Genomic DNA, 20,649 nt, shown 5'->3' with positions numbered 1-20,649 from the left:
CACCGTTCTTTACAGTGGGCTGGAGCTTTTGGTCAAATCCATAGTAATAGATCTATTTGCTCTCTGCTGCTGGCGAGACATGACTTCCCCAGATAGCAATCCCCCCGGCAGAAAGTGCGCTGAACGTCATGACTTGGCTCTCAACGGCTTCATTCCATTCTTGCAGGAAGACACCACTGTACACAGTCCCGTCTATTGTCAGCTCAGCATTGTGTTCTCCGCTTATCGTCCATGTTCCCGTTACCGCTCCCGATATCTTACCGTCGCCGCCCAGCTGAATCAGTTCCGACTGAATTGTAGTTGCAGTAATGTCTTTGCCATGATTCACATATTTGTAATCTCCGGCGACTTCCGCTGCAGTATAAGTCCCGATCTTCTCACCGCTGTAACGATGAGGAGCGACAACCGGCCAGCCGTCCTTGTTCATGAACATCTGATGTACGCGGACTTCGTGTTCTTCTCCCCGGTTAGGGAAACGCGTATGGAAGATCAGATAATATTCTTTCTTCTTCGCATCATAATAAGCCGAATTATGTCCCGGTGACAAGTAGCCCACCTCGCTTACAGCATTCTCAGTTGAACTATTGATGAACTTAAAGTTGCCCATCAGCTTCACCCCGTAAGGTGAATAAGCCGGATCATCGAACAGCTTGCCGGCCGTGCCCTTGGCGTCAATCATCGCTTTGCCTTCGGAATCTTCAAAGGGACCATCAGGATTCTTGGAACGCGCTACGCGGATATTATAGCCGCCTTTGGTGTCCAGTCCCCCGTAGGAGAGAAACAGATAATAGTAATCGGTTTCAGGACTGTACAGCATATAAGGGCCTTCAATCCGGGCGTGATTTGCTCCCAGCAGCTTTTTGCCATAGCCTTGATCCGGTAACGGGAAGCCGGTAGCTGCATCCAGCTCCATAATGAAGATCCCGCCGGAATAGGAGCCGTACACCATCCACAGCTTACCCTCTTTATCAAAAAACACATCAGGGTCAACCACATTCGGTTTGACAGCAGCATCATAAATTTCACCGTCATTGCCTACACCAGCCATGCCGGATTTCAGGATAATCCCCTGATCCTTATACGGTCCTTCAATCTTGTCGGCTACCGCAATACCCATTGCAGACAACGGAGAATCCCCACGGCAGGCGTTATAGTACATATAGAACTTCCCGTCTGCCAGCTGAATCACATCCGGTGCCCACAGTGTGTCCGACTGGGCCCAACTCAGGGTCTGGCTCAATTCCTCGGTGACGTTGGGAATCAGCACGTTGCCGTCTGCTACGCCGGAGGAAATTTGTTTCCATGATATCAGGTCCTTGGATTTGGCCGAAGCCAAATGGGAACCGAATACATAATATGTATTGTTCACCTTAATAACAGAAGGATCATGTACTGAAACATTATCGAACTTCGGCGTACCGCCATCACCGCTGCAGCCCGCCAATAATGTTAACGAAATCAATGTGGTCAATGTGTATTTTTTCATTATATTACCTCCTATGTATACCCTTACATTTTGCTGTGAAAATAACAATTAGTCAATAATTTTATTTATACATATTAGTTTCGTTTTAAATATATATGAAATATATATTTCTGCTCCCACGCAAAAAAGCGCCAAGCCTTACGAAGGCCTGACGCTAAGCTCAATAGTATACCATTACTTGATCTAACTAATTCACGCTGAAGCTTTCCACCAGAACCGGCTCTGGATAAGCATTTTTCAGTACGCGTTGTCTCTTCTTCACAACTTCAGGCGGCTCTACAGCCGGAGCCATCGGATGCATCAGCCAGGATTTCACCAAATGGGAGTCCGAAACCTTATACATTGGCGGCTCTTTCTCCATATCGATTTGCATCGCATAGGTGCTGCGCAAGGCAAAGGCGTCGCCCTTAGGCGGTTTGATCAGATCGGGAGGGGTTCCTGGAATGGCTGTAAGCTTGGTGCCTTTGCTTTCCAGACTCGGCATGGAAGCGAGCAATCCCCAGGTATATGGATGTCTTGGGTCATAGAAAATTTCTTCCGCTGTGCCCATCTCGACAATTTGTCCGGCATACATAACAGCTACACGGTCGGCCATTCGGGCCACGACACCGAGATCATGGGTGATAAAGATGATTGCTGTATCAATTTTCTTCTGGATATCCTTCATCAGGTCAAGAATTTGCGCCTGAATCGTTACGTCGAGCGCTGTTGTCGGCTCATCGGCAATCAGCAGCTTAGGGTTGGCTGCAAGTGCCATAGCAATAACGACACGCTGGCGCATCCCGCCGCTGAACTCATGCGGGTACTGCTGGAAACGACGCTCAGGTGAAGGAATTCCCACCAAATTGAGCAATTCGACACCCCGTTTGTATGCAGCGTCTTTGGACATTTTCTCATGTTTGAACAGAACCTCGGTAATTTGCTTACCGACCTTCATCATCGGATTCAGCGAGGTCATCGGATCTTGAAAGATCATACCGATTTCCTTACCGCGAATCTTCTGCATTTGCTTCTCACTCTTCTTAATCAGGTCTTGACCATCGAACAAAATCTGTCCACGTTTATAAATGCCCTGCGGCTCAGGAACAAGCTTCATGACCGCTTGGGAAGTTACGCTTTTACCGGAACCGGATTCGCCTACAATCGCCAGTGTTTCCCCTTTATTTACATGGAAGTTGACGCCACGGATTGCTTGCACTTCTCCGCCGCGTGTTTTGAAAGATATTGCTAGGTCCTTTACCTCTAAAAGGCGCTCCATCCTGTCACCCTCTCTGCTCTTTTCAAGATATGATAATGATTCTCAGTATATAGAAAGGCAATAAGTATTATTTTATCTATCTTTATAGTCTTACGTCAAGTGCTTTCTGAAAATGTGTCTTTAGAGATTCAAGCGGTTTCACCCTTGATTGCGGCGCATTCTGCTCTTCATCAGGCCCCAGACAGCCGGTGGAGCCAGGCATAGCAACAGCAATAGCGACCAGCCTATATCCGCAAAGCTAACGGTCTCTGTCTCCAGCAGCCTGTAAAAAGCATAAAGTGAATAAGGCAATGCTACTAACAACGCGGTTACTACGCCGGGAGTATACAGTTTCAAAAAGACACTTTGCCCCAGATGTGTAAAAACATGCAGCAGAAAAACGGCAAGAACCGCCAGATATAACAAGTAAAAAGAAAAGAATACTGCAAGTACGGTCACTGTTACTATCAGAATATACACGAACAGCACATCCATAGCAAAAGCCCGCGTCGTCATGCGCATGGTACTCCTATACATTGTGCTCATGTACTTAGGAAGAGTCTCTTCCACGCGGCTGCCGTATTTGCCTGCCCAAGACTCAACAGTAAGAATTTCTTCAAAATCATGAAACATGAAGCATACAGGCAGCAACCACAACAAGCTTATCGTATCGATATGAAGATTCAGCCAACTCAGCATTTGTAAACCATCCTCCCACAAAACATGTGTTTCCGGTTAATCAGAGCAGCAAGAAGACCGGTCTCCCTTCAGAGGACCGGCCTTCCGCGTTCTATTTTATGGCCTCACCGCTGCCGGTGAATGTTCTCCAGCTCTCCGCCAGGTTATCCAAGGTCCAGCTTACATGATTCTCATCCTTATACTGCCGTGAATAACACTCAATCACAAGGATGAGGTCGAGATACAGGTCATAGAGTTTCTTGCGCCGCAGCTCGTTCGGGCTTTCGAAGGTGAGACCATAGCCTTTGTGGAAGGCTGCTGAGTCCTCGAAGTGCCGGAAATAATACTCCTGCAGCACATCGCCCCACAGCGCTCTCTCCCAATCAATAATGGAGACAATAACTCCATCCTTCACAAACAGATTGCCATTCCACAAATCCCAATGCACAAGCCGGGGTTCCGTCACCTCATCAAGGGCAGGATAATATTGCTCCAGCACCCGTTTAATTTCATCGTGGGACGCCGGTAATTTGGCTTCCAGTCTGGCGGCATCAGCAAGCAGGTTATTCATCAGCGAAGTGAAGCTCTCCCGCCATGAGGCTACCGTTCATTCCGGCATCTGTCCAAACAGGCCAAACCGCGGTCCCTTAATCTCGTTAATCAACCGCTGGTACCGTCCCAGCTCCTGCTCGATGGAGGCTCTTTGCTCGACGGACAAAGTATCTTTCACTTCACTGTAGGGCTGCCCTTCAATCTTCTCCATGAAAAAATAGGGAGATGGGATCAGTTGGAGGCTTTCGTCATAACTGTATACGGCTGGCACAGGAATATCACCGGCTGCCTTGACCAGCTGCAGGGCTTCTACTTCTGCCCGCATAATATCCTTCTCATAGCTTAACGTTTCGGTCTCATCTGCAGGAGCAATCTTCAGAATCACAGTCTGGCCATTGCTTAATTCAAGATCGTAAGCCGTATTAAAAAAACCTCCGGTCAGCTCCGAGCAAGAGACAATCCCCGCTTCTTTGCCGAAAGCCGTCTCAACCAGCAGTGCCAGCTGCCCGTCATCCAATTTGACTTTAGTGAAGCTATCCATAGAACTTATACCCACCACATATCAGCAAGCGGCTCTTCAATCAGCACTTGACGAAGATTGTCTACCGCTTTGGAGAACCCTTCTTCAATGGACATCAGTCCATCTTCATGTTCGATACTGACTACATAATCATAACCTACCAATCGAAGGGCACTGATGATATCTGCCCAGACCTTCACGTCATGTCCATAACCGACTGAACGGAATTGCCAGGCACGGTCAAGCATATTGGTATACGACTGCATATCGGTCAATCCGTACATATTCACATTAACCGGATCAATCACTGTATCCTTAGCGTGGAAGTGATGAATCGCGCCCTGGCGGCCGAGAATATGTATGGCCTGCACCGGATCAATGCCTTGCCACCACATATGGCTGGGATCAAGGTTGGCCCCGATAGCTTCACCTGCAGCTTCTCGCAGGCGCAGCAATGTCGCTGGCGTATGCACGGAAAACCCTCCGTGCAGCTCTAAGCCAATCTTGACGTCATGCTGTGTTGCGAATAAGCCCATTTCCTTCCAGTAAGGAATAACCTTATTCTCCCACTGCCAAGCCAGAATTTCCTGGTAATCGTTCGGCCATGGAGCAACCGGCCAGTTGGGGTATTTGGCATCCTCATGGTCACCCGGGCAGCCCGAGAAGGTGTTTACAACCTGAACCCCGAGTTTTTGCGCCAGTTTAACAGAGTTCACGAAATCTTCGTGGTCCTTGCGGGCCAGCTCTTTCTGCGGATGCAGCGGATTGCCGTGGCAGCTTAGCGCACTGATCATCAGGCCGCGTGACTCCACCGCATGCTTAAATTCCTTCAGCGCCGTTTCATTCTCAAGCAGCAGCTTCGGATCACAATGGCTGTTGCCCGGGTTGCCGCCGGTACCGATCTCCACTGCCTTAAGTCCTTTGGAAACTACATAATCCAGCGCATCCTCAAGCTTACGACCGCCGAAAAGCACCATAAATACACCAAGTTTCATTGCCCTGCCGCCTCTCACATTGTAATATTCCGCTGCTCTTTAAGCTTCGTAAGTTTCAAAATCCTTAATGACTTGATTGCTCTCAGCAGCCTCAAAAATCGCTTCAATCAGATTCTGCACACGCAGCACTTCCGCATTCTTGACGATCGGCTCAGCCGTACCTTCAATTACAGCGACAAAATTGTTGTAGAAACCATCCGCAAGCTCTGCTGCCGGCGGCAGTGCTTCGGTAATGGTCGAGCCTTCCGAAGGCGGTGCCATCGTCTTGGTCAAGCCGACACCGGCACGGATCGGTGTGGGCTCCCGGTGTTCACTTTCACTATTGCGGGTAACAATTCTTCCGGTCAGCGACCAGTCTTCGATTACTGCTGAACCTTCAATCCCTTTCACATACCATCTTGGCAATGTGATGAAGTTGGTCGTGCCGACCTCAACGATCGCCTTGATGCCATTTGCGAATTGCAGCACCGCTTCAAATCCGTCATCGACATCATTTCCGAGAATATAGCTCAGAGTGCTGGTTACGCTGATCACTTTACTGTCGATCATAAACAGCAACTGGTCCAGCAGATGTACGCCCCAATCGAGCAACATACCTCCACCCTGCTCCTTCACATGGCGCCAGTCGCCGGGAATGCCATTGGCACCATGTACGCGGGACTCAATCTGGAACAGTGCTCCAATCGTTTCCGTCTCGTACATTTGCTTGATCACGCGAAAATCCTCATCCCAGCGTCTGTTCTGATGAACCATCAGGACGCGTCCGGCTCCATCGGCCGCTGCAGTCATCTCCTTAAACTCAGCAGAGGACATGGCTACCGGCTTCTCACAGACGACATGCTTGCCGGCTTGGAGCGCACGGATGGCTATTTCTTTATGGACATCGTTCGGGGTTGCAATCAGCACCACCTCGACAACCGGGTCAGCAAGCACTTCCTCATAGCTGGCATAAGCTTTATAACCTGCTTCTACTGACGCTTCGCGCCGCACTTCCAGTAAATCGAACGTACCTGCGACTTCCAGGCGCTCATTCTCACCGATTAATTGTGCATGATAACTTCCCATTCCACCATAGCCGACGATGACCACCGAATGTTTGTTTGAACTCATGGATTCCACTCCTGCTTTTCTTATAGTATCCGTGTTAAATTCTCTTAGTTGTCAGAACTTCCGTCAAAATAGACTGCACGGCCAGTGCGTGCGGATTCATAAACAGCTTCCAGAATCTGCGTCACAACAAACGCTTGTTCAGGCTTGACGACCGGGTCCTTGTCTTCAATAACCGCCTCAAGCCACAAGCGGGCTTCGCGGTCAGCCTCGGTCTCTGCAGACCCGCTGTAGAAAGCAACGCCGCCGGAAGACAGGTCCACCTTCGTTTCATACAGGCGTCCGGCACGCTCTCCGTTAATGCGCAGGCCGTCTTTCATATCCGCACCGCCTTCGGTGCCTGCTAGCAGCGTCTTCGCTTCACCGAATTCAGCCACATTCAGTGCCCAGCTTGATTCCAGCACGATGGTTGCCCCGTTCTCCATTGTAATAAAACCGAAAGCGGAGTCTTCAACCTTAAATTGTTCAGGATCCCATGGACCGAACGCATTTGCGGCATTTTTACGCTGCCCCAGCTTGTGGAAGGTAGAACCGACCACTACACGAGGTTTATAATTGTCCATCAGCCAGAGTGTCAAATCCAGAGCATGCGTTCCGATATCGATCAGCGGACCTCCGCCCTGCTTCTCTTCATCCAGAAATACCCCCCAGGTCGGAACGGCTCGGCGTCGCAGCGCAATGGCACGGCCATAATAAATATCGCCCAGTTCCCCGCTTTCGCACATTCCCTTCAGATATTCACTATCTGCACGGAACCGGTTCTGATACGCGATTGACAGCTTCTTGCCAGTGCGGCGGGCAGCATCCAGCATGTCCTGAGCCTGCGCCGTTGTCTTGGCCATCGGCTTTTCGCACATCACATGGTTACCGGCTTCAAGCGCCGCAACCGTAATTTCGGAGTGACTGTCATTGGGTGTACATACATGCACAATATCAAATCCGCCCGCTGCTAGCAACTCACGGAAATCCGTATAGACTACTGCACCTTCGGCGCCATAGATTTTGGCAGCCTCCTGGGCACGTTCTTCCACGATATCGCAAAATGCTACCATTTCAGCATTCTGTTGACGGGATAGGCTTGGCATATGTTTGCCGTTTGCGATACCACCGCAACCGATAATAGCAATTTTAAGTTTATCAGACATGAACTTTTCCCCCTTGATTGGCATAGCCTTTAACCCATTTCATACTGTCCGCAACACTTTCCAGCGCCGGACGGCTGCAATAATCCTGTTCCACTACCGCCCACTCCACTCCAGCCGCATCAGCAGCCTCCAGAATCGCGGTAAGATTCACTTCACCTTCACCTAGTACAACAGTCTCTGCCGAGCCATCTTCGAGCTTCTTCATATCCTTTAAGTGGATAAGCGGCAAACGGTCGGCATATTTGTGGATATACTCAACAGGGTCATAACCGCCGTAGTACACCCAGCAGGTGTCCATTTCTACCTGAAGCAGCTCAGCAGAAACCTCTTCGAAGATACCGTCAAATGCGGTGCGCTCTCCAAAATGCTCCGTGAATTCAAAATCATGATTATGATAAGCGAAAACTGCTCCCCTTGCTCTGCATTTCTCTCCTATTATGCGGAAATTAGCAACAACCTCTTCCCAGTTACGCTGTTCCTCAGTCAAATAAGGCACAATCAGGTTCCGGTTGCCGATCTCAAGATTATAGCTGATTTCCTGCTCTGTATCGTTTAGCATGACATCATATGGACGATGTGCACCGAGAGCAACCAATCCCGTTTCCTGAAGCAGTCCCTTTACTTCCTCTGCTGTCCGGCCGAAAAAATCGTAAAATTCCACTCCCGCATATCCCAGCTCAGCCACCTTGCGCAGCGTTCCTTCGAAATCCTGCTCCAGCTCTGCTCTCAGCGTATACAACTGTAATCCAATCTTCAGCATCAATTCCTCACTCCTAGTCGTTGTAGAGTTAACTTGCGTTATTCAAAACGGCGTACCTGCTTCGGCCACACTATGGAAATCACCTGAACAAAAGGGCTGTTATTCAAAAATGTCCTTTATATCTATTTCCTGCGCCTTCTGAACCCCACGCCTGCTTATGTAGCTTCCAGAGCCGCCATACAGCCTCCTTCGCATCTTTTATATGTTTTTGCTTAGCTACATGGTAATATGAAAGCGTATATAATAAAATGAATAATATGATTAAAACATGAACAATCTGCTTATCATTTCAATAATCCAGGAGGACTCATGACATCTGCTGCTGCCTGCCACGTATTTTCTGCGGGATTCTCTTTTCACCGCAAGCCTTTCCATTCGTCGCTCAATGAAGGCCTCCAGAATTATCTCCTGCGATTGCAGACGGAGGGGCGCAGCCGGACGCGGATTGACGGTGTCATCTCCACAGTGGAGACCGGCGACCTTATGCTCTTCGCCCCAGATGATCCTTACTATTTAAGCATCGACAAAGAGAACTACCCTGTAGGCAAACCGCGGATTGAAAGCGGGGATTACCATATTTTTTGCGGCGGCCCCTGGATCGAGGAATGGTGGACACGTAAACAGCGTCCTGCCCTTCTCCGCCTGCCGCGCAGCGATTATTTTCTCGGCTTATTCCGCCAGCTTGTGCTGGAGCAGCGCAGGCTCTCCGACTCCTCACCAGAGATTTCAGCGTGTTATCTGCAGATTTTATGTATGGAGATTGATAGACTGATGACCGAACAGCCTGTGATCTCACCTAAAGGTTATCTCGCCTACCGGATGAAGCAATATGTGGAGGAGCATGCCGCTATTTCTTTCCGGCTCGAGGATGTGGCCAGCCACGTCGACATTTCTGTCTCCCGCGCGGTACATCTCTTTAAAGAAGCTTTTGGCACCAGCATAGTGAAATATGTAAATGACGTCCGGCTGGAAATGGCGCGGGAACGGATCACCTTCAGTCCGATGCCGCTGGAGCATGTCTCCGAAACCTGCGGTTTTGCCAACTATACTTACTTTCACCGCGTGTTCCGCAGCCGGTTTGGCATGTCGCCAAAACAGTACCGCATACACAGCAGGGCGCAGACTTAGTTATGAGGCCCCGCATAAATGCAAAGGAGCACCATCCCGAAAGATCCGCTCCTTATGTTTGATCTTATTCAATTGTTGTTGTTTGCTGGGAGTAAGACGTACATGCTGGGAGATTGCGCTGTAGTCATCATTTGATCTCCTGTTTCTTGCGGCGCACCATGTTCCGGCGCGTTCTGCCTTGAGCAGAGCTTTTTGTGTTTTCGTGCGTGCCATTGCAGCAACACTCCTTTTGTATCGTTATGACCGGCAAGCCGTCTGCCGATACTTTAATTTTAACATATTCGCGACCTGATTTCCCGGTATAGTTAATTATAAAAATCTGGTACCCGCTTAAATCTAGAAGCTCGCTGACCAGAAAATGGTATAATACAGTATCCTTGTTTTACAGAAATCCCGTTATAAATGCCAGGCAGAATCGGAGGAGAAAATAATGAAATACGATGTATTATATGATGGCGCTTTTGCCATGCTCAAGGTGCATTTGAACCCGGGTGAAAGTGTCAAGGCGGAAATGGGCGCGATGGTCGCCATGTCGCCGAATGTTGAGATCAGAGGTACGGTAGACGGCGGTTTAATGCGTGGTCTTGGCCGGATGCTGAGCGGTGAGAAGTTCTTCTTCCAAGAGCTTACTGCCACACGGGGTCAAAGCGAAGTGCTGCTCTCCCCAGGAGCCATCGGCGATATCCAGGCGATTGAGCTTGACGGGTCGTACAAGCTGTATGTTCAGAAGGACGGCTTCCTCGCGGGAACCCATGGGATTCAGGTCAACACCAAAATGCAGAACCTGACCCGCGGCCTGTTCTCCGGCGAAGGATTCTTCATCATAGAAATCAGCGGCAGCGGAACGGTGTTCCTCTCCTCCTTCGGGGCAATCCATGCGATTAACCTCGCCCCTGGCGAGGAAATAATTATCGACAACGGGCACCTGGTGGCTTGGCCGGATTATATGGACTACAAGGTGGAAAAAGCCGCCTCCGGCTGGCTGAACAGCTTGACCAGCGGTGAAGCTCTGGTCTGCAGATTCCGCGGCGAAGGCGTGGTGCTGGTGCAGACCCGCAATCCGGGAAGCTTCGGAACATGGATCAAATCGTTTGTGCCAAACCGGCCTTAAGCCTGAGAAATAATAACACAAACAAGCTGCCATAATTCCAGGGCAGCTTGTTTGTGTTATTGAAGCAGACCCCGCAAATGGTAGGTTACAAGCGCGCTGAGGTCTTTCCGGGTTACTTGCTCCGGCTGGCTGATATGATGGAGCACCAGCCCGTCCACCAAGGCATGCAGCGCCATGGCTTCGGCCCTCAGGTCCAATCCCTCCTTAAGCAATCCCCGGGCCGCGAGATATTCAATGGCTTGGCTAAAGCCATCATACATAGCGTTATGTACCTCCTGTTTCAGCACCTGCAGCTCAGGGTCTGTAACAGCCTTTACGAAAAATGCCAGCCAGACCTCGGCCTCCACACTCCGTTCTTCATCCAGCGGCATCAGCTCATGGATAAACCGCTCGATGTCCTGCATTGGATGATCCGTAAATTCCATAGCTTCCATACGCGCGTTGACCCGATCCGACACCATTTTCATGGAGAAGGCAAGCAATTCTGATTGGGTGGCAAAATAATGGCGCAGCGATCCCAATGACATGTCGGCCTCGCTCGCTACACTTCTGACGGAGACTGCCTCCATCCCTTCCCGGCGGATAATTCGCCAGGCGGCCTCGGCTAACTGTTGGCGCCGTTCCTCATGATTCACTATTTTTGGCATAAGGCAATTATATCACAGTTGAATTTATAAGGTCATCCATGCTAAACTTACAGCAATTGATTTAATACACTTGTACTATTTAGGAGGAAAATACGAAGATGGCGTTATTTATTATTGGCTGTGAGATCGCCTTTTGGGTGTTTGTCCTGGCGGGGCTGACCTTCCGTTATATCCTCCGCAAGAAGCAGCTAGGAGCCATATTGCTGTTCTGCACTCCGCTGATTGATCTGGTGCTTATCGCCGTTGCGGTAATTGACCTGAGAAATGGCGCGGAAGCCACATTCATGCATAGTCTATCCGCCATTTATATCGGCGTATCTATTGCATGGGGCCACCGGATGATCAAATGGGCGGATGAACGGTTTGCTTACCGTTTTGCCGGAGGTCCAAAACCTGCTCCCAAGCCAAAACACGGCACAGCACATGCACACAATGAAAGAATCGGCTGGCTGCTTCATCTGCTCGCTTTTGCCATTGGTGCACTTGTGATGTACGGTATGATTGTTGTGACTGGTGATTCTTCCCGAACAGAGAATCTGTTCGAAACATTAAAAGTCTGGGCAATTATTGTAGGGATTGATGCGCTTATAAGTTTTAGCTACACTTTCTGGCCCAAACAAGCTAAAGGCAATGTCGAGAAATAACTAAATTAAGTATTTATTCCCAAAATATGATACACCTAAAGACGCAGGCTGCCAGAGCTCTGCGTCTTTTTTAAGCCCAATATAAATCTTCAGAAACCTTAGGATACCGCCTGTTTTTGCTTGTCCACCTTGCAGCCGTTCTGCTTGCATGTCTTGTAAGTGCCTTTGAAATCGAGCCTGTGATCGGTGACTTTAAATCCGTACTCCACTTCCAGCCGTCTTTCCAGCTCCAGCAGCCAGTCCTCCTTGATTTCTTCCAGCCTTCCGCACACATTGCAGATCAGATGATGATGCATGTGGGCATGATCATCCCGCAGATCATAACGGGCCACGCCATCGCCAAAGTTCATCTTTTCTACAATATGCAGCTCACATAGCAGCTCCAAGGTCCGGTATACCGTTGCCAGCCCCAAATGAGGATAACTGGTTTTCACACGCATGTAGACCTCTTCCACACTTAAATGCTCTTCCTCATTATCAAGCAGCACCTTCACGATAGCCTCACGCTGGGGCGTCAATTTATAGTTTTGCGCAGCAAACTGTTGGCTGATATTCGCAATTGGGTTCATGGCTTCTCCCGCCTTTCCGCAAGAATTTCCTTATATCTTGAACTTATAATTAGTAATCGTTACGATATAAGCATAACAAAATTGACCATAAATGAAAAGTCTATGACATGATTATAACATCACCCGCTGAATTTCCGCACAATGAATCAAAAAACATTTCAACATATCCCGCATAATTAAAGCTGTAATCAACGCGCAAAGGAATGACGCCGATGGACTATTACTTCAGAATCCAGCAGTCGCTCGACTACATTGAAGAACATTTGCAGGAGGAACTGCGGATTGCAGAGATTGCCGCCCGGGCTTATTTCTCGGCATTTCATTTCCAGCGGATGTTCCTGGCAATCTCCGGCTTCACTGTCAACGAGTACATCCGCAAACGAAGATTGTCCGAGGCGGCTAACCGCCTGCGTGGAAGCAACGAAAGCGTACTGCAAATCGCCCTGTGTTTTCAGTACCAGTCCCAGGAAGCGTTTACCCGTGCTTTTCAAAGCTTTACCGGCCTGACGCCTGGTAAATACCGCAAAACTGCAGACGTTATCCAAGGACAGCCTGTCATCAATTTTCTGGAACTCCAAAAAACAACCAAAGGAGATGTACACGAAATGGACAAACCAACACTGATCCACTGGGAAGGAACGAAGATTATCGGCGTAGAGTACAAAACGAATCTAAATGAAGACGCGCATTACAAGGATATTCCCGGATTCTATGAGGACTTTGGAAGAAACGGGCGGTTCATGGCTATTCCGGAAAAACAGTCACCGGGGATGTCCTATGGCATCGCCTGCCACTATCAGGATAACGGAGACTTCTCATTTATCATCGGTGAAGCGGTAGCGGATACAGCGGAAGTTCCAGCAGAAGCTTATGTCCAGTTCGATATCCCGGCAGGAAACTATGCCATGTTCAAGGCCCATGGCCCAGCCGGGTTGAGCCAGTCAACCCGAGACTATATCTACGGAACCTGGCTGCCGAACACCAATTATGAACGGCGGGAGGGGCCCGACTTTGAAATTACGGATGTGTTGAACTCAACGTATCCCGATTATATGCGAATAACTATTTATATTCCTGTAGACTAAACATCTGCCCAATCCGAAATAGGCCCGGCTTCCATATCTTATATAATGGGATTATTTTATGGATATGAGGAGGGACCGGATGGCAAATATAATCGCACCTACAGCAAGACCCCTTGTGACTGGCTCCATTCTGCGCAAAGTTGCTGCGGCCATGCTGCCGTTCTACCGGAAGATAGCCGGAAGCGGCAGCTTTGCCGCGAAATGGTCCAGCGCCATCGTTAACGCAGACCTTAGTCTTATGGGCAAACTGCTCGCAAAGATTCCTACTCTCGCTTCTGTAGAAAATTACGGCACAAACGGCATCGGCTACTTTATCTCCTTCCCCTTTCCGCTGCCGGTATCCTTCTATACAAACGGGACGACTATCCCGCCGGGAACCGTACAATTTACTTTTAATGCAAGGATGCACCGCAGGATTGCCTCAGCTGTTCTCCCGTTTTACCGGAAGCTGGCCAGAAGCCGCAGCTACGCCGAAAGCTTTGCCGCCGCAATCCTGCGCAACGACAGGACCGCCGTTAACAAGCTGGTTCGCAGATTCGTTAAGGCAAGTTCACTGAAATCCGTCACGATAGAGGAGTATGGTGCCGCTCTATTGTTCAAGAGCAGCCTCAGCAAGTATCCTTACCGAAACCTGATGTTTCAGGAAGTGATGTAGAAAACGCAGACATAGCCATTTATAATTAATTTGTTCTGCAACTTTCTCCTCAACAATAACGTCAAAGGAGTTGATAATGGCCAAGCGGCCTACCCTACTATAGAGGTGGAATCTACATGAAACTGAAAAAAAGCGCTTTTGCAGTGATAACAACCGTATCACTTCTCTCCTTCTCACTGGGAGGACAGATGTTTGCTGCTGGCGGCAGCTTTAAAGATATTGACAATGTAGCCGGAAAGTCCAAGATCAACTCCCTGAAGGAACAAGGTCTCATTAAAGGCATCTCCGATACCCAGTTTCTGCCCGGTGCCAAAGTGACCACAGCACAAGGCGTGCAGTTTATCACTGGTGGGCTGCAACTCAGTCTGGCTGCCATTGATTTCAACAAGGCCCCTCTGGCCAGCGCTATATTCTCCAAGGTAAAAGACAAAGCCTGGTATGCGGAAGCTTTCGTCAACGCCCATTACAACCAGGTTGATATTCCTGCAGATATCGATCCTTCCAAGCTAATTACTAAGGAGATGTTCACCAACCTGCTCGTTCAGGGCGTGGAGAAGGTTGGCAATCTGCCACTGATCAACATTGTTCCTGCAGATATTGCTGACGAAGCTGCACTGGAGCCTTCCTACCAAGGCAGCATACAGCGTTCACTGAAATACAAGATCAACACGCTTGATGCAAATGGCAAGTTTAATCCGAAAAGTGAGCTTACCCGGGCCGAAGCGGCTATTATGCTGTACAATGCGCTGGAGTATCTGAATTCAGTCAATAATGCATCCACGCAGAACTAAATACTATTAACCGCGTCTCAGGCGCTCCCCCGCGCATCATGAGATGAACTAAATACAAGCAAAGGCAGTCCGTGTCCCCCCTGGACTGCCTTTGCTTGTTCCACGCAGCTTGGATACACTGCGACTCATAAAACCTCACCGCTCAGCCGGTTCAGAAACTGCAGAGCTCGCGGATTCTCCGTCTGCTCCAGTACCTGCTGCGGAGTTCCCTGTTCCAGGATCACACCGTTGTCCATCAGGATGATCCGGTCGGCCACATCGGCGGCAAACTTCATCTCATGGGTGACGATTACCATTGTCATGCCTTCAGCCGCAAGCTGTTTGATAACCTTCAGCACCTCGCCCACCAGCTCAGGGTCCAGCGCTGAAGTCGGCTCATCGAACAGCAGCACTTCGGGATCGACCGCCATCGCCCGGGCAATGGCCACACGCTGCTGCTGGCCGCCGGACAGCTGATGGGGATAAGCATCCGCTTTATCACTGAGGCCTACCTTGGCTAGCAGTTCTATTCCCCGCTTCCTGGCTTCCTCCTTGCTGCGTTTCTGTACAGTAACCTGCGCCTCCATTACATTGCCAAGCGCAGTCATATGCGGAAACAGGTTGTAGGACTGAAAAACCATCCCTGTTTTTTGACGGATGGCCATCAGTGTCTTATGAGGAATTTTCCTGTTTTGCGTAAATTCCAGGCTTAATTCCCCCAGCGACAGGCTACCCTGATCCGGTATTTCCAGCAGATTAAAACAGCGAAGGAGCGTTGTTTTGCCGGAGCCGGAGGGCCCGATAATCACCAGAACCTTGCCATGCTCCATGCTGAGCTCGATACCTTTTAACACCTGTAGCGAACCGAAGAATTTGTGCAGGCCGCGAATTTCAATCAAGTGATTTCCTCCTTATCTCGCCGAATAACGGTCAAACCGCTGTTCCAGGGCATTTTGCAGCGCGGACAGCACGGAGCAGAACAGCAGGTAGAATAATGCAGCCTCACTATAGAGCAGCAGCGGTTCGTAGGTGGTCGCCGTGATCTGCTGCGCTGTTTTGAACATCTCTACATACGTAATGCTTGCTGCCAGAGAGGTATCCTTTACGAGACTGATAAAAGAGTTCGACAAGGGCGGAACCGATACACGCGCCGCTTGAGGCAGAATAATCCGCCGCAGTGCCTGCCCCCGGCTCATTCCGACGGAAAAGGCAGCTTCCCATTGGCCTTTATGTATGGACAGGATGGCTGCCCGGACAATTTCCGAAGAATAGGCTCCAACACTGAGTGTAAAACCGATTACAGCGGCTATAAAAGGATCCAGCACAATCCCTGCCGCTGGAAGTCCATAAAAGATAATAAAGAGCTGCACCAGCAGCGGTGTCCCGCGGATTACCCAAACGTAGAACCGGGCGATCAGCTTCGGGATTCTCCATGAGGAGAGACGGAACAGCGCGGTAAAAACAGCTAGCAGCAATCCAAGAGCGAAGGAAACAAGCGCCAGCGGAAGGGTATAAGCCACCCCCGCTTTAAACAGGGGCAGCAGTGAATCCATGAAAATTCCAATTTTCCGGTCATCCATCGTTCAGACATCCTTTTTGGACACTCGGCTGCATCTTCGCACCAGTTCCATTTGTTATTTGGACACATCCGCCCCAAAGTAATTCTCCGATATTTTCAGATAGGTTCCATCGCTCTTCATTTCAGCCAGCGCATCGCTGACAGCATTAACCAGCTCTTCGTTTCCTTTGAGGAAAACTGCCGCACTCTGCGATCCCTCGGCCGTTTCATCCACCTGCTTGATCTTCGCATCGGGTTTTTGCTTCTTTAAGTCGAGATAGGACAAACCGTCATTTACAGTCGCATCAATCCGGCCCGAGGTCAGCAGGTCTATGGCCTGGTTGAAGCCATCCACAGCGACGATCTCCGCACCGTTCTCCCGGGCGATATCGGACAGGTTACTGGTCAGCGATTGACCTGCCTTCTTGCCTTTAAGGTCCGCGAAGGCTGTAATATCCTTGTTATCCTCGCGCACGATCAGCACACCCTTGGAGACGATATACGGCTCAGAGAAATCATATTTCACCTTGCGTTCATCCGTGATCGAAACCTCGTTGAATATCGTATCAAAACGTTTGGCATCCATGCCGGCAAACAGGCCATCCCATTGGGTCTCTACAAATTCGGGTTCCACCCCCAGCCGTTTCGTAATCTCCTTGGCAATCTCCACATCAAAACCGGTAAGCTTGCCCTCTGCATCATGAAAAGTAAACGGAGCATATGTCCCTTCCGTACCAATACGCAGCTTGCCACTCGCTTTAACAGCTTCCAGTGAGTTCTGCCCGGCCGGAGCCGCCGCTCCTTCTGTGGGCGCGGCAGTAGCCGCAGGCGCTGTATTGTTATTATTGCCGCATGCCCCTGCCGCAAGCAGGGTTAGCAGCAGCAGGATAGTCAGACTAAGCTTCTTCATCACATGATCCCCTTTCAAAATCCCTATATTTTCACTGCATGGACACTTGCTTATCTTGCCCAAAAGTACTGCCGCTTCATCAATTTTTTTACATCTTCAGTCCGGATATGGTATATTAATTAGCAATTGCAAATTCAATATTGACCTGTTATTTCACTAGGGGAGTCGGCCGACTGAGACGGAGCTTTAAGCTCCGGACCCTTGGAACCTGATCTGGATCATACCAGCGGAGGGAAGTGGAGCAGAATTGTTCAGCGGAGCCGCACTAAGCTAACTGACTGTGACGTTCAGACCCATTTATTTCCTCCGGAAATGAATGGGTCTTTCTTGTTTTTGCTGTTGCCGCCGATCAGACAAGTATCGTCAAACAAACTACGCCCGTAGGAGGTTTCCACATTCCAATATGCTCACTATAACCAACCTGGCTTATTCGTTTGCAGCGACTAGGAATCCGGTATTCTCCGGTCTTTCAATGACCGTCCGCCAAGGCGAATTCATTTCCGTTGTTGGAGCCAGCGGCTGCGGGAAAAGCACACTGTTCAAAATCATTGCCGGCCTGCTAGAGCCATCCGGGGGTGAAATAACCGTACATGGACGCTGCTCTCCTTCGACACGCCCGCGGCTTGGACAGATCGCTTATATGCCGCAGCAGGATCTGCTGCTGCCTTGGAGGACCGTGCTGGACAATTGCCTGCTTCCCTGGGAGCTGAAGCAGGACTCCAGCCGGCATGAGGCACTCGCCCGGATCCGCGGAATGCTGGACCGCTTTGGCCTTTCCGGCAAGGAAAATGCTTATCCGCAGGAGCTGTCCGGCGGGATGCGCCAGCGGGTCGCCCTGCTGCGCACACTAGCTGCAGGCAACGAACTGCTGCTGCTTGACGAGCCGTTTGGAGCGCTGGACGCGATCACCAAACGGGAGATGCACCGCTGGCTGCTGGAGCTGTGGGGCGGGCTCGATAAGTCCGTTCTGTTCATCACTCATGATCTTGAAGAAGCACTGCTGCTCAGCGACCGGATTTATTTGATGACCGGCGGCTCTGGCGGCGGACTGCAGGAGCTGATCGTCACTTTGCCAAGACCCAGACATTACAAAATGAATTATGAACCGCAGTTTGTTGCCCTGCGGGAGGATTTGGAGCGTAGATTGCATGAGAGCTCTATGGTATAAGAAACAGCTGCGGACTTATGGCCCCTTTCTACTGCTTGTGGGGCTGCTTATTGCGGCATGGGAGATCACAGCACAGCTGAACATGATCCCTTCATTTATTCTCCCGGCGCCAAGTGCAATCTGGACAGCGCTGATTGAAAAGCGGGGGCTGCTGTTCGGAGAGCATTTACCCGCCACGTTGCAGGAGACACTGACCGGGTTTGCCCTCTCGGTTGTTTGCGGAACACTGCTGGGTACCGGCATGCATATGTTCGCTCCGCTCGCCAAAGCACTTTATCCCATGCTGATTATCAGCCAGACCATTCCGCTGATCGCGCTCTCACCTATTTTTATTATGTGGTTCGGCTATACCCTGTGGGGCAAGGTTGCTGTCGTCTTTCTGACTGCCTTTTTCCCGGTTGTGGTAGCCGTCTATGACGGCCTGCGGCAAAGCGGCAGCCTGTACAGAGACCTGCTCCTGACGCTTGGGGCAAACCGCTGGCAGATTCTGCGCAAGACACAAATTCCGCTGGCGCTGCCCTCCTTTTTCTCCGGACTTAAGCTGTCCATCGTCTACTGTGTGATCGGAGCGACGATCGGGGAATGGCTGGGCGGCAGCCGGGGGCTTGGTTATTTCAGCCGCCGGATGGCCGGCAATCTGCAAAGTGCAGAAATGTTCGCCGCCGTTTTGCTGCTGTCCGCTTTGGGTGTAGCCTTGTTTCTCAGTATCGCTGTGCTCGAAAAACTCATTTTGCAGAAAAGAGGATTTTACCGATGACCCATCCTAAGCTGTATCGCAATCATTCCACACATAAGAAAATACACCGCCTTATTCCATACTTCTTCTTGTTATTGTGCCTGCTTACCCTCTTAAGCGGCTGCACCAGCGCAAAAGATCCGGATACCTCCGCCGCTTCTTCAGAGAATTCCAGCGACAAACCACACAAGCTGACTATAATGCTCGACTGGTATCCGAACGCTGTTCATTCCTTCCTGTATGCTGCTCAGCAGAATGGCTATTTTGCCGAAGAAGGGCTTGAGGTGGACATTCAAATGCCGGCGGACAGCAATGATGCTTTGAAGCTTGTCGCCGCAGGCAAAGTCGATCTGGCTCTCAGCTACCAACCACAGGTACTAATGGCGCGGGGTGAAGGAATACCTGTAAAATCTGTCGCAGCGCTCGTAAGGCATCCGCTCAATCATCTTCTGGTCCCCGCAGAGAGCGGGATAACCGGCCCGAAAGAGCTCACAGGCAAAAATGCCGGATACTCCTCCATTCCCTTGTATGAAGCGATGCTCCGGACAATGGTCAAATACGACGGAGGCGATCCAGCTTCACTGAACCTGATTGATGTTGGATTCGATCTTATTCCTGCCCTTTCTACCGGACGCGCAGACGGCATTATCGGCGGATTTATAAATCATGAGGCATTGATATTGGAAAAAGAAGGACACCCCGTCACTTCATTCGATCCGACGGACTACGGAGTACCGGACTATTATGAGCTTGTGCTTGTTGCCAGTGAACAGGGCTTGTTGGATTCTGAGGAGGACTACCGGAGGTTCATGAATGCGGCACGCAAAGGACAGCAATTCGTACAGGAACAGCCTCAGCAGGCACTTGAAATATTGTTTGCACACGAAGACGCTACCGCCCCGCTCGACCAAGCAATCGAGAGAAAAAGTCTGGAAATCCTTCTGCCGCTGATGGATGCAGGAAAACTGCCTTTTGGACAGCAGGAGGAGAAATCCTGGGAGAACGTGCACACGTGGCTGTCCGAGAACGGACTGTTGACCGGAGAAATGGACAGCAAGGAAGCTTTTATTAATCTGTAGGAGCTATATTCTAAGGGCCGAAGTTTAGAGATTCATGTATGGGGACTTTTGTAGGGGACATATATCGTGGACCATTCGTTACGGGAACTAATCCAGAGGTACTTTGAGG

Annotated in this window: 22 protein-coding genes, 1 pseudogene and 1 riboswitch; of the genes and pseudogenes, 9 read left to right on the top strand and 14 right to left on the bottom strand. The window is 50.0% G+C overall.

The features are described 5' to 3' along the window. Nucleotides 1-52: 52 nt before the first annotated feature. From NST07_RS14365 to NST07_RS14330, 8 genes and pseudogenes are all read right to left on the bottom strand, one after another. Nucleotides 53-1,486 (bottom strand): glycoside hydrolase family 43 protein, encoded by a 1,434-nt coding sequence (locus NST07_RS14365; protein ID WP_341092597.1) that lies wholly within the window; start codon nucleotides 1,484-1,486, stop codon nucleotides 53-55. Between the two features lie 187 nt (nucleotides 1,487-1,673). Continuing rightward, on the bottom strand, nucleotides 1,674-2,744 hold the full coding sequence (locus NST07_RS14360) for an ABC transporter ATP-binding protein (protein WP_038590915.1): 1,071 nt from the start codon (nucleotides 2,742-2,744) through the stop codon (nucleotides 1,674-1,676). A gap of 138 nt (nucleotides 2,745-2,882) precedes the next feature. Next, nucleotides 2,883-3,422, bottom strand: coding sequence for an HXXEE domain-containing protein (locus NST07_RS14355; RefSeq protein ID WP_341378372.1), 540 nt, complete (start codon nucleotides 3,420-3,422; stop codon nucleotides 2,883-2,885). Between the two features lie 91 nt (nucleotides 3,423-3,513). Continuing rightward, nucleotides 3,514-4,494, bottom strand: a pseudogene (locus NST07_RS14350) (aminoglycoside phosphotransferase family protein). A 5-nt stretch (nucleotides 4,495-4,499) separates the two neighbouring features. Beyond that, nucleotides 4,500-5,468, bottom strand: coding sequence for a sugar phosphate isomerase/epimerase (locus NST07_RS14345; RefSeq protein ID WP_341092591.1), 969 nt, complete (start codon nucleotides 5,466-5,468; stop codon nucleotides 4,500-4,502). A 39-nt stretch (nucleotides 5,469-5,507) separates the two neighbouring features. Continuing rightward, a complete protein-coding gene (locus NST07_RS14340) occupies nucleotides 5,508-6,578 on the bottom strand; it encodes a Gfo/Idh/MocA family oxidoreductase (protein ID WP_342481763.1) in 1,071 nt (356 codons plus the stop codon). Between the two features lie 44 nt (nucleotides 6,579-6,622). Further along, entirely contained in the window at nucleotides 6,623-7,720 is a 1,098-nt protein-coding gene (locus NST07_RS14335) for a Gfo/Idh/MocA family oxidoreductase (RefSeq protein ID WP_341092588.1), read from the bottom strand. Next, nucleotides 7,713-8,480, bottom strand: a complete 768-nt coding sequence (locus NST07_RS14330) for a sugar phosphate isomerase/epimerase (protein WP_341092586.1) — start codon at nucleotides 8,478-8,480, stop codon at nucleotides 7,713-7,715. The genes NST07_RS14335 and NST07_RS14330 overlap by 8 nt, the downstream gene beginning before the upstream one ends. A gap of 309 nt (nucleotides 8,481-8,789) precedes the next feature. Here NST07_RS14330 and NST07_RS14325 point away from each other — a divergent pair, with 309 nt between their 5' ends. Next, complete coding sequence (locus NST07_RS14325; protein ID WP_341092584.1) at nucleotides 8,790-9,608, top strand: AraC family transcriptional regulator; 819 nt, start codon at nucleotides 8,790-8,792, stop codon at nucleotides 9,606-9,608. On the opposite strand, the gene NST07_RS14320 is transcribed toward NST07_RS14325, so the two are convergent. Next, entirely contained in the window at nucleotides 9,609-9,821 is a 213-nt protein-coding gene (locus NST07_RS14320; protein ID WP_342481762.1) for a hypothetical protein, read from the bottom strand. It lies immediately after the preceding gene. Nucleotides 9,822-10,038: 217 nt separating this feature from the next. Between NST07_RS14320 and NST07_RS14315 the strand changes: the two genes are divergently transcribed. Next, nucleotides 10,039-10,719 (top strand): TIGR00266 family protein, encoded by a 681-nt coding sequence (locus NST07_RS14315; RefSeq protein ID WP_341378370.1) that lies wholly within the window; start codon nucleotides 10,039-10,041, stop codon nucleotides 10,717-10,719. Nucleotides 10,720-10,775: 56 nt separating this feature from the next. Here the strand turns inward: NST07_RS14315 and NST07_RS14310 are convergent, their stop codons facing one another. Next, complete coding sequence (locus tag NST07_RS14310; RefSeq protein WP_342481761.1) at nucleotides 10,776-11,366, bottom strand: TetR/AcrR family transcriptional regulator; 591 nt, start codon at nucleotides 11,364-11,366, stop codon at nucleotides 10,776-10,778. A 98-nt stretch (nucleotides 11,367-11,464) separates the two neighbouring features. Here NST07_RS14310 and NST07_RS14305 point away from each other — a divergent pair, with 98 nt between their 5' ends. Continuing rightward, nucleotides 11,465-12,010, top strand: coding sequence for a hypothetical protein (locus tag NST07_RS14305; protein ID WP_341092579.1), 546 nt, complete (start codon nucleotides 11,465-11,467; stop codon nucleotides 12,008-12,010). Nucleotides 12,011-12,108: 98 nt separating this feature from the next. Here NST07_RS14305 and NST07_RS14300 read toward each other — a convergent pair whose 3' ends face one another. Then, nucleotides 12,109-12,579, bottom strand: a complete 471-nt coding sequence (locus NST07_RS14300) for a transcriptional repressor (protein ID WP_341092578.1) — start codon at nucleotides 12,577-12,579, stop codon at nucleotides 12,109-12,111. 212 nt (nucleotides 12,580-12,791) lie between these two features. On the opposite strand from NST07_RS14300, the gene NST07_RS14295 reads away from it, so the two are divergent. The 3 genes from NST07_RS14295 to NST07_RS14285 all read left to right on the top strand — a co-directional run bounded on the left by NST07_RS14295 (nucleotide 12,792) and on the right by NST07_RS14285 (nucleotide 15,110). After that, a complete protein-coding gene (locus NST07_RS14295) occupies nucleotides 12,792-13,664 on the top strand; it encodes an AraC family transcriptional regulator (RefSeq protein ID WP_341097653.1) in 873 nt (290 codons plus the stop codon). Nucleotides 13,665-13,743: 79 nt separating this feature from the next. After that, nucleotides 13,744-14,319: a hypothetical protein gene (locus tag NST07_RS14290; RefSeq protein WP_342481760.1), complete on the top strand. Its 576-nt coding sequence runs from the start codon at nucleotides 13,744-13,746 to the stop codon at nucleotides 14,317-14,319. Nucleotides 14,320-14,435: 116 nt separating this feature from the next. Then, nucleotides 14,436-15,110, top strand: coding sequence for an S-layer homology domain-containing protein (locus NST07_RS14285; protein ID WP_341092576.1), 675 nt, complete (start codon nucleotides 14,436-14,438; stop codon nucleotides 15,108-15,110). Between the two features lie 125 nt (nucleotides 15,111-15,235). On the opposite strand, the gene NST07_RS14280 is transcribed toward NST07_RS14285, so the two are convergent. From NST07_RS14280 to NST07_RS14270, 3 genes are read right to left on the bottom strand one after another with little or no spacing between them, the layout of a single operon-like run. After that, entirely contained in the window at nucleotides 15,236-15,988 is a 753-nt protein-coding gene (locus tag NST07_RS14280; protein ID WP_341092575.1) for an amino acid ABC transporter ATP-binding protein, read from the bottom strand. A gap of 12 nt (nucleotides 15,989-16,000) precedes the next feature. Continuing rightward, entirely contained in the window at nucleotides 16,001-16,669 is a 669-nt protein-coding gene (locus NST07_RS14275) for an amino acid ABC transporter permease (RefSeq protein WP_341092574.1), read from the bottom strand. A gap of 54 nt (nucleotides 16,670-16,723) precedes the next feature. After that, nucleotides 16,724-17,557 (bottom strand): amino acid ABC transporter substrate-binding protein, encoded by an 834-nt coding sequence (locus tag NST07_RS14270; protein WP_341092573.1) that lies wholly within the window; start codon nucleotides 17,555-17,557, stop codon nucleotides 16,724-16,726. Nucleotides 17,558-17,705: 148 nt separating this feature from the next. Next, nucleotides 17,706-17,809, top strand: a riboswitch (TPP riboswitch). 151 nt (nucleotides 17,810-17,960) lie between these two features. Between NST07_RS14270 and NST07_RS14265 the strand changes: the two genes are divergently transcribed. From NST07_RS14265 to NST07_RS14255, 3 genes are read left to right on the top strand one after another with little or no spacing between them, the layout of a single operon-like run. Continuing rightward, the gene (locus tag NST07_RS14265; RefSeq protein ID WP_341092572.1) at nucleotides 17,961-18,725 is read left to right on the top strand and encodes an ABC transporter ATP-binding protein; all 765 of its coding nucleotides are present in this window, start codon (nucleotides 17,961-17,963) and stop codon (nucleotides 18,723-18,725) included. Continuing rightward, the gene (locus tag NST07_RS14260; protein ID WP_341092571.1) at nucleotides 18,706-19,482 is read left to right on the top strand and encodes an ABC transporter permease; all 777 of its coding nucleotides are present in this window, start codon (nucleotides 18,706-18,708) and stop codon (nucleotides 19,480-19,482) included. The genes NST07_RS14265 and NST07_RS14260 overlap by 20 nt, the downstream gene beginning before the upstream one ends. Next, nucleotides 19,479-20,540, top strand: coding sequence for an ABC transporter substrate-binding protein (locus NST07_RS14255; protein WP_341378365.1), 1,062 nt, complete (start codon nucleotides 19,479-19,481; stop codon nucleotides 20,538-20,540). Before NST07_RS14260 ends, NST07_RS14255 begins: the two co-directional genes overlap by 4 nt. The last annotated feature ends 109 nt before the right edge of the window (nucleotides 20,541-20,649 follow it).

Source organism: Paenibacillus sp. FSL L8-0340 (assembly GCF_038593145.1).
Classification (GTDB): Bacteria; Bacillota; Bacilli; order Paenibacillales; family Paenibacillaceae; genus Paenibacillus_AQ.
The sequence above is the reverse complement of the archived record's forward strand: the minus strand, read 5'-3'. Positions and strand labels throughout refer to the sequence as shown.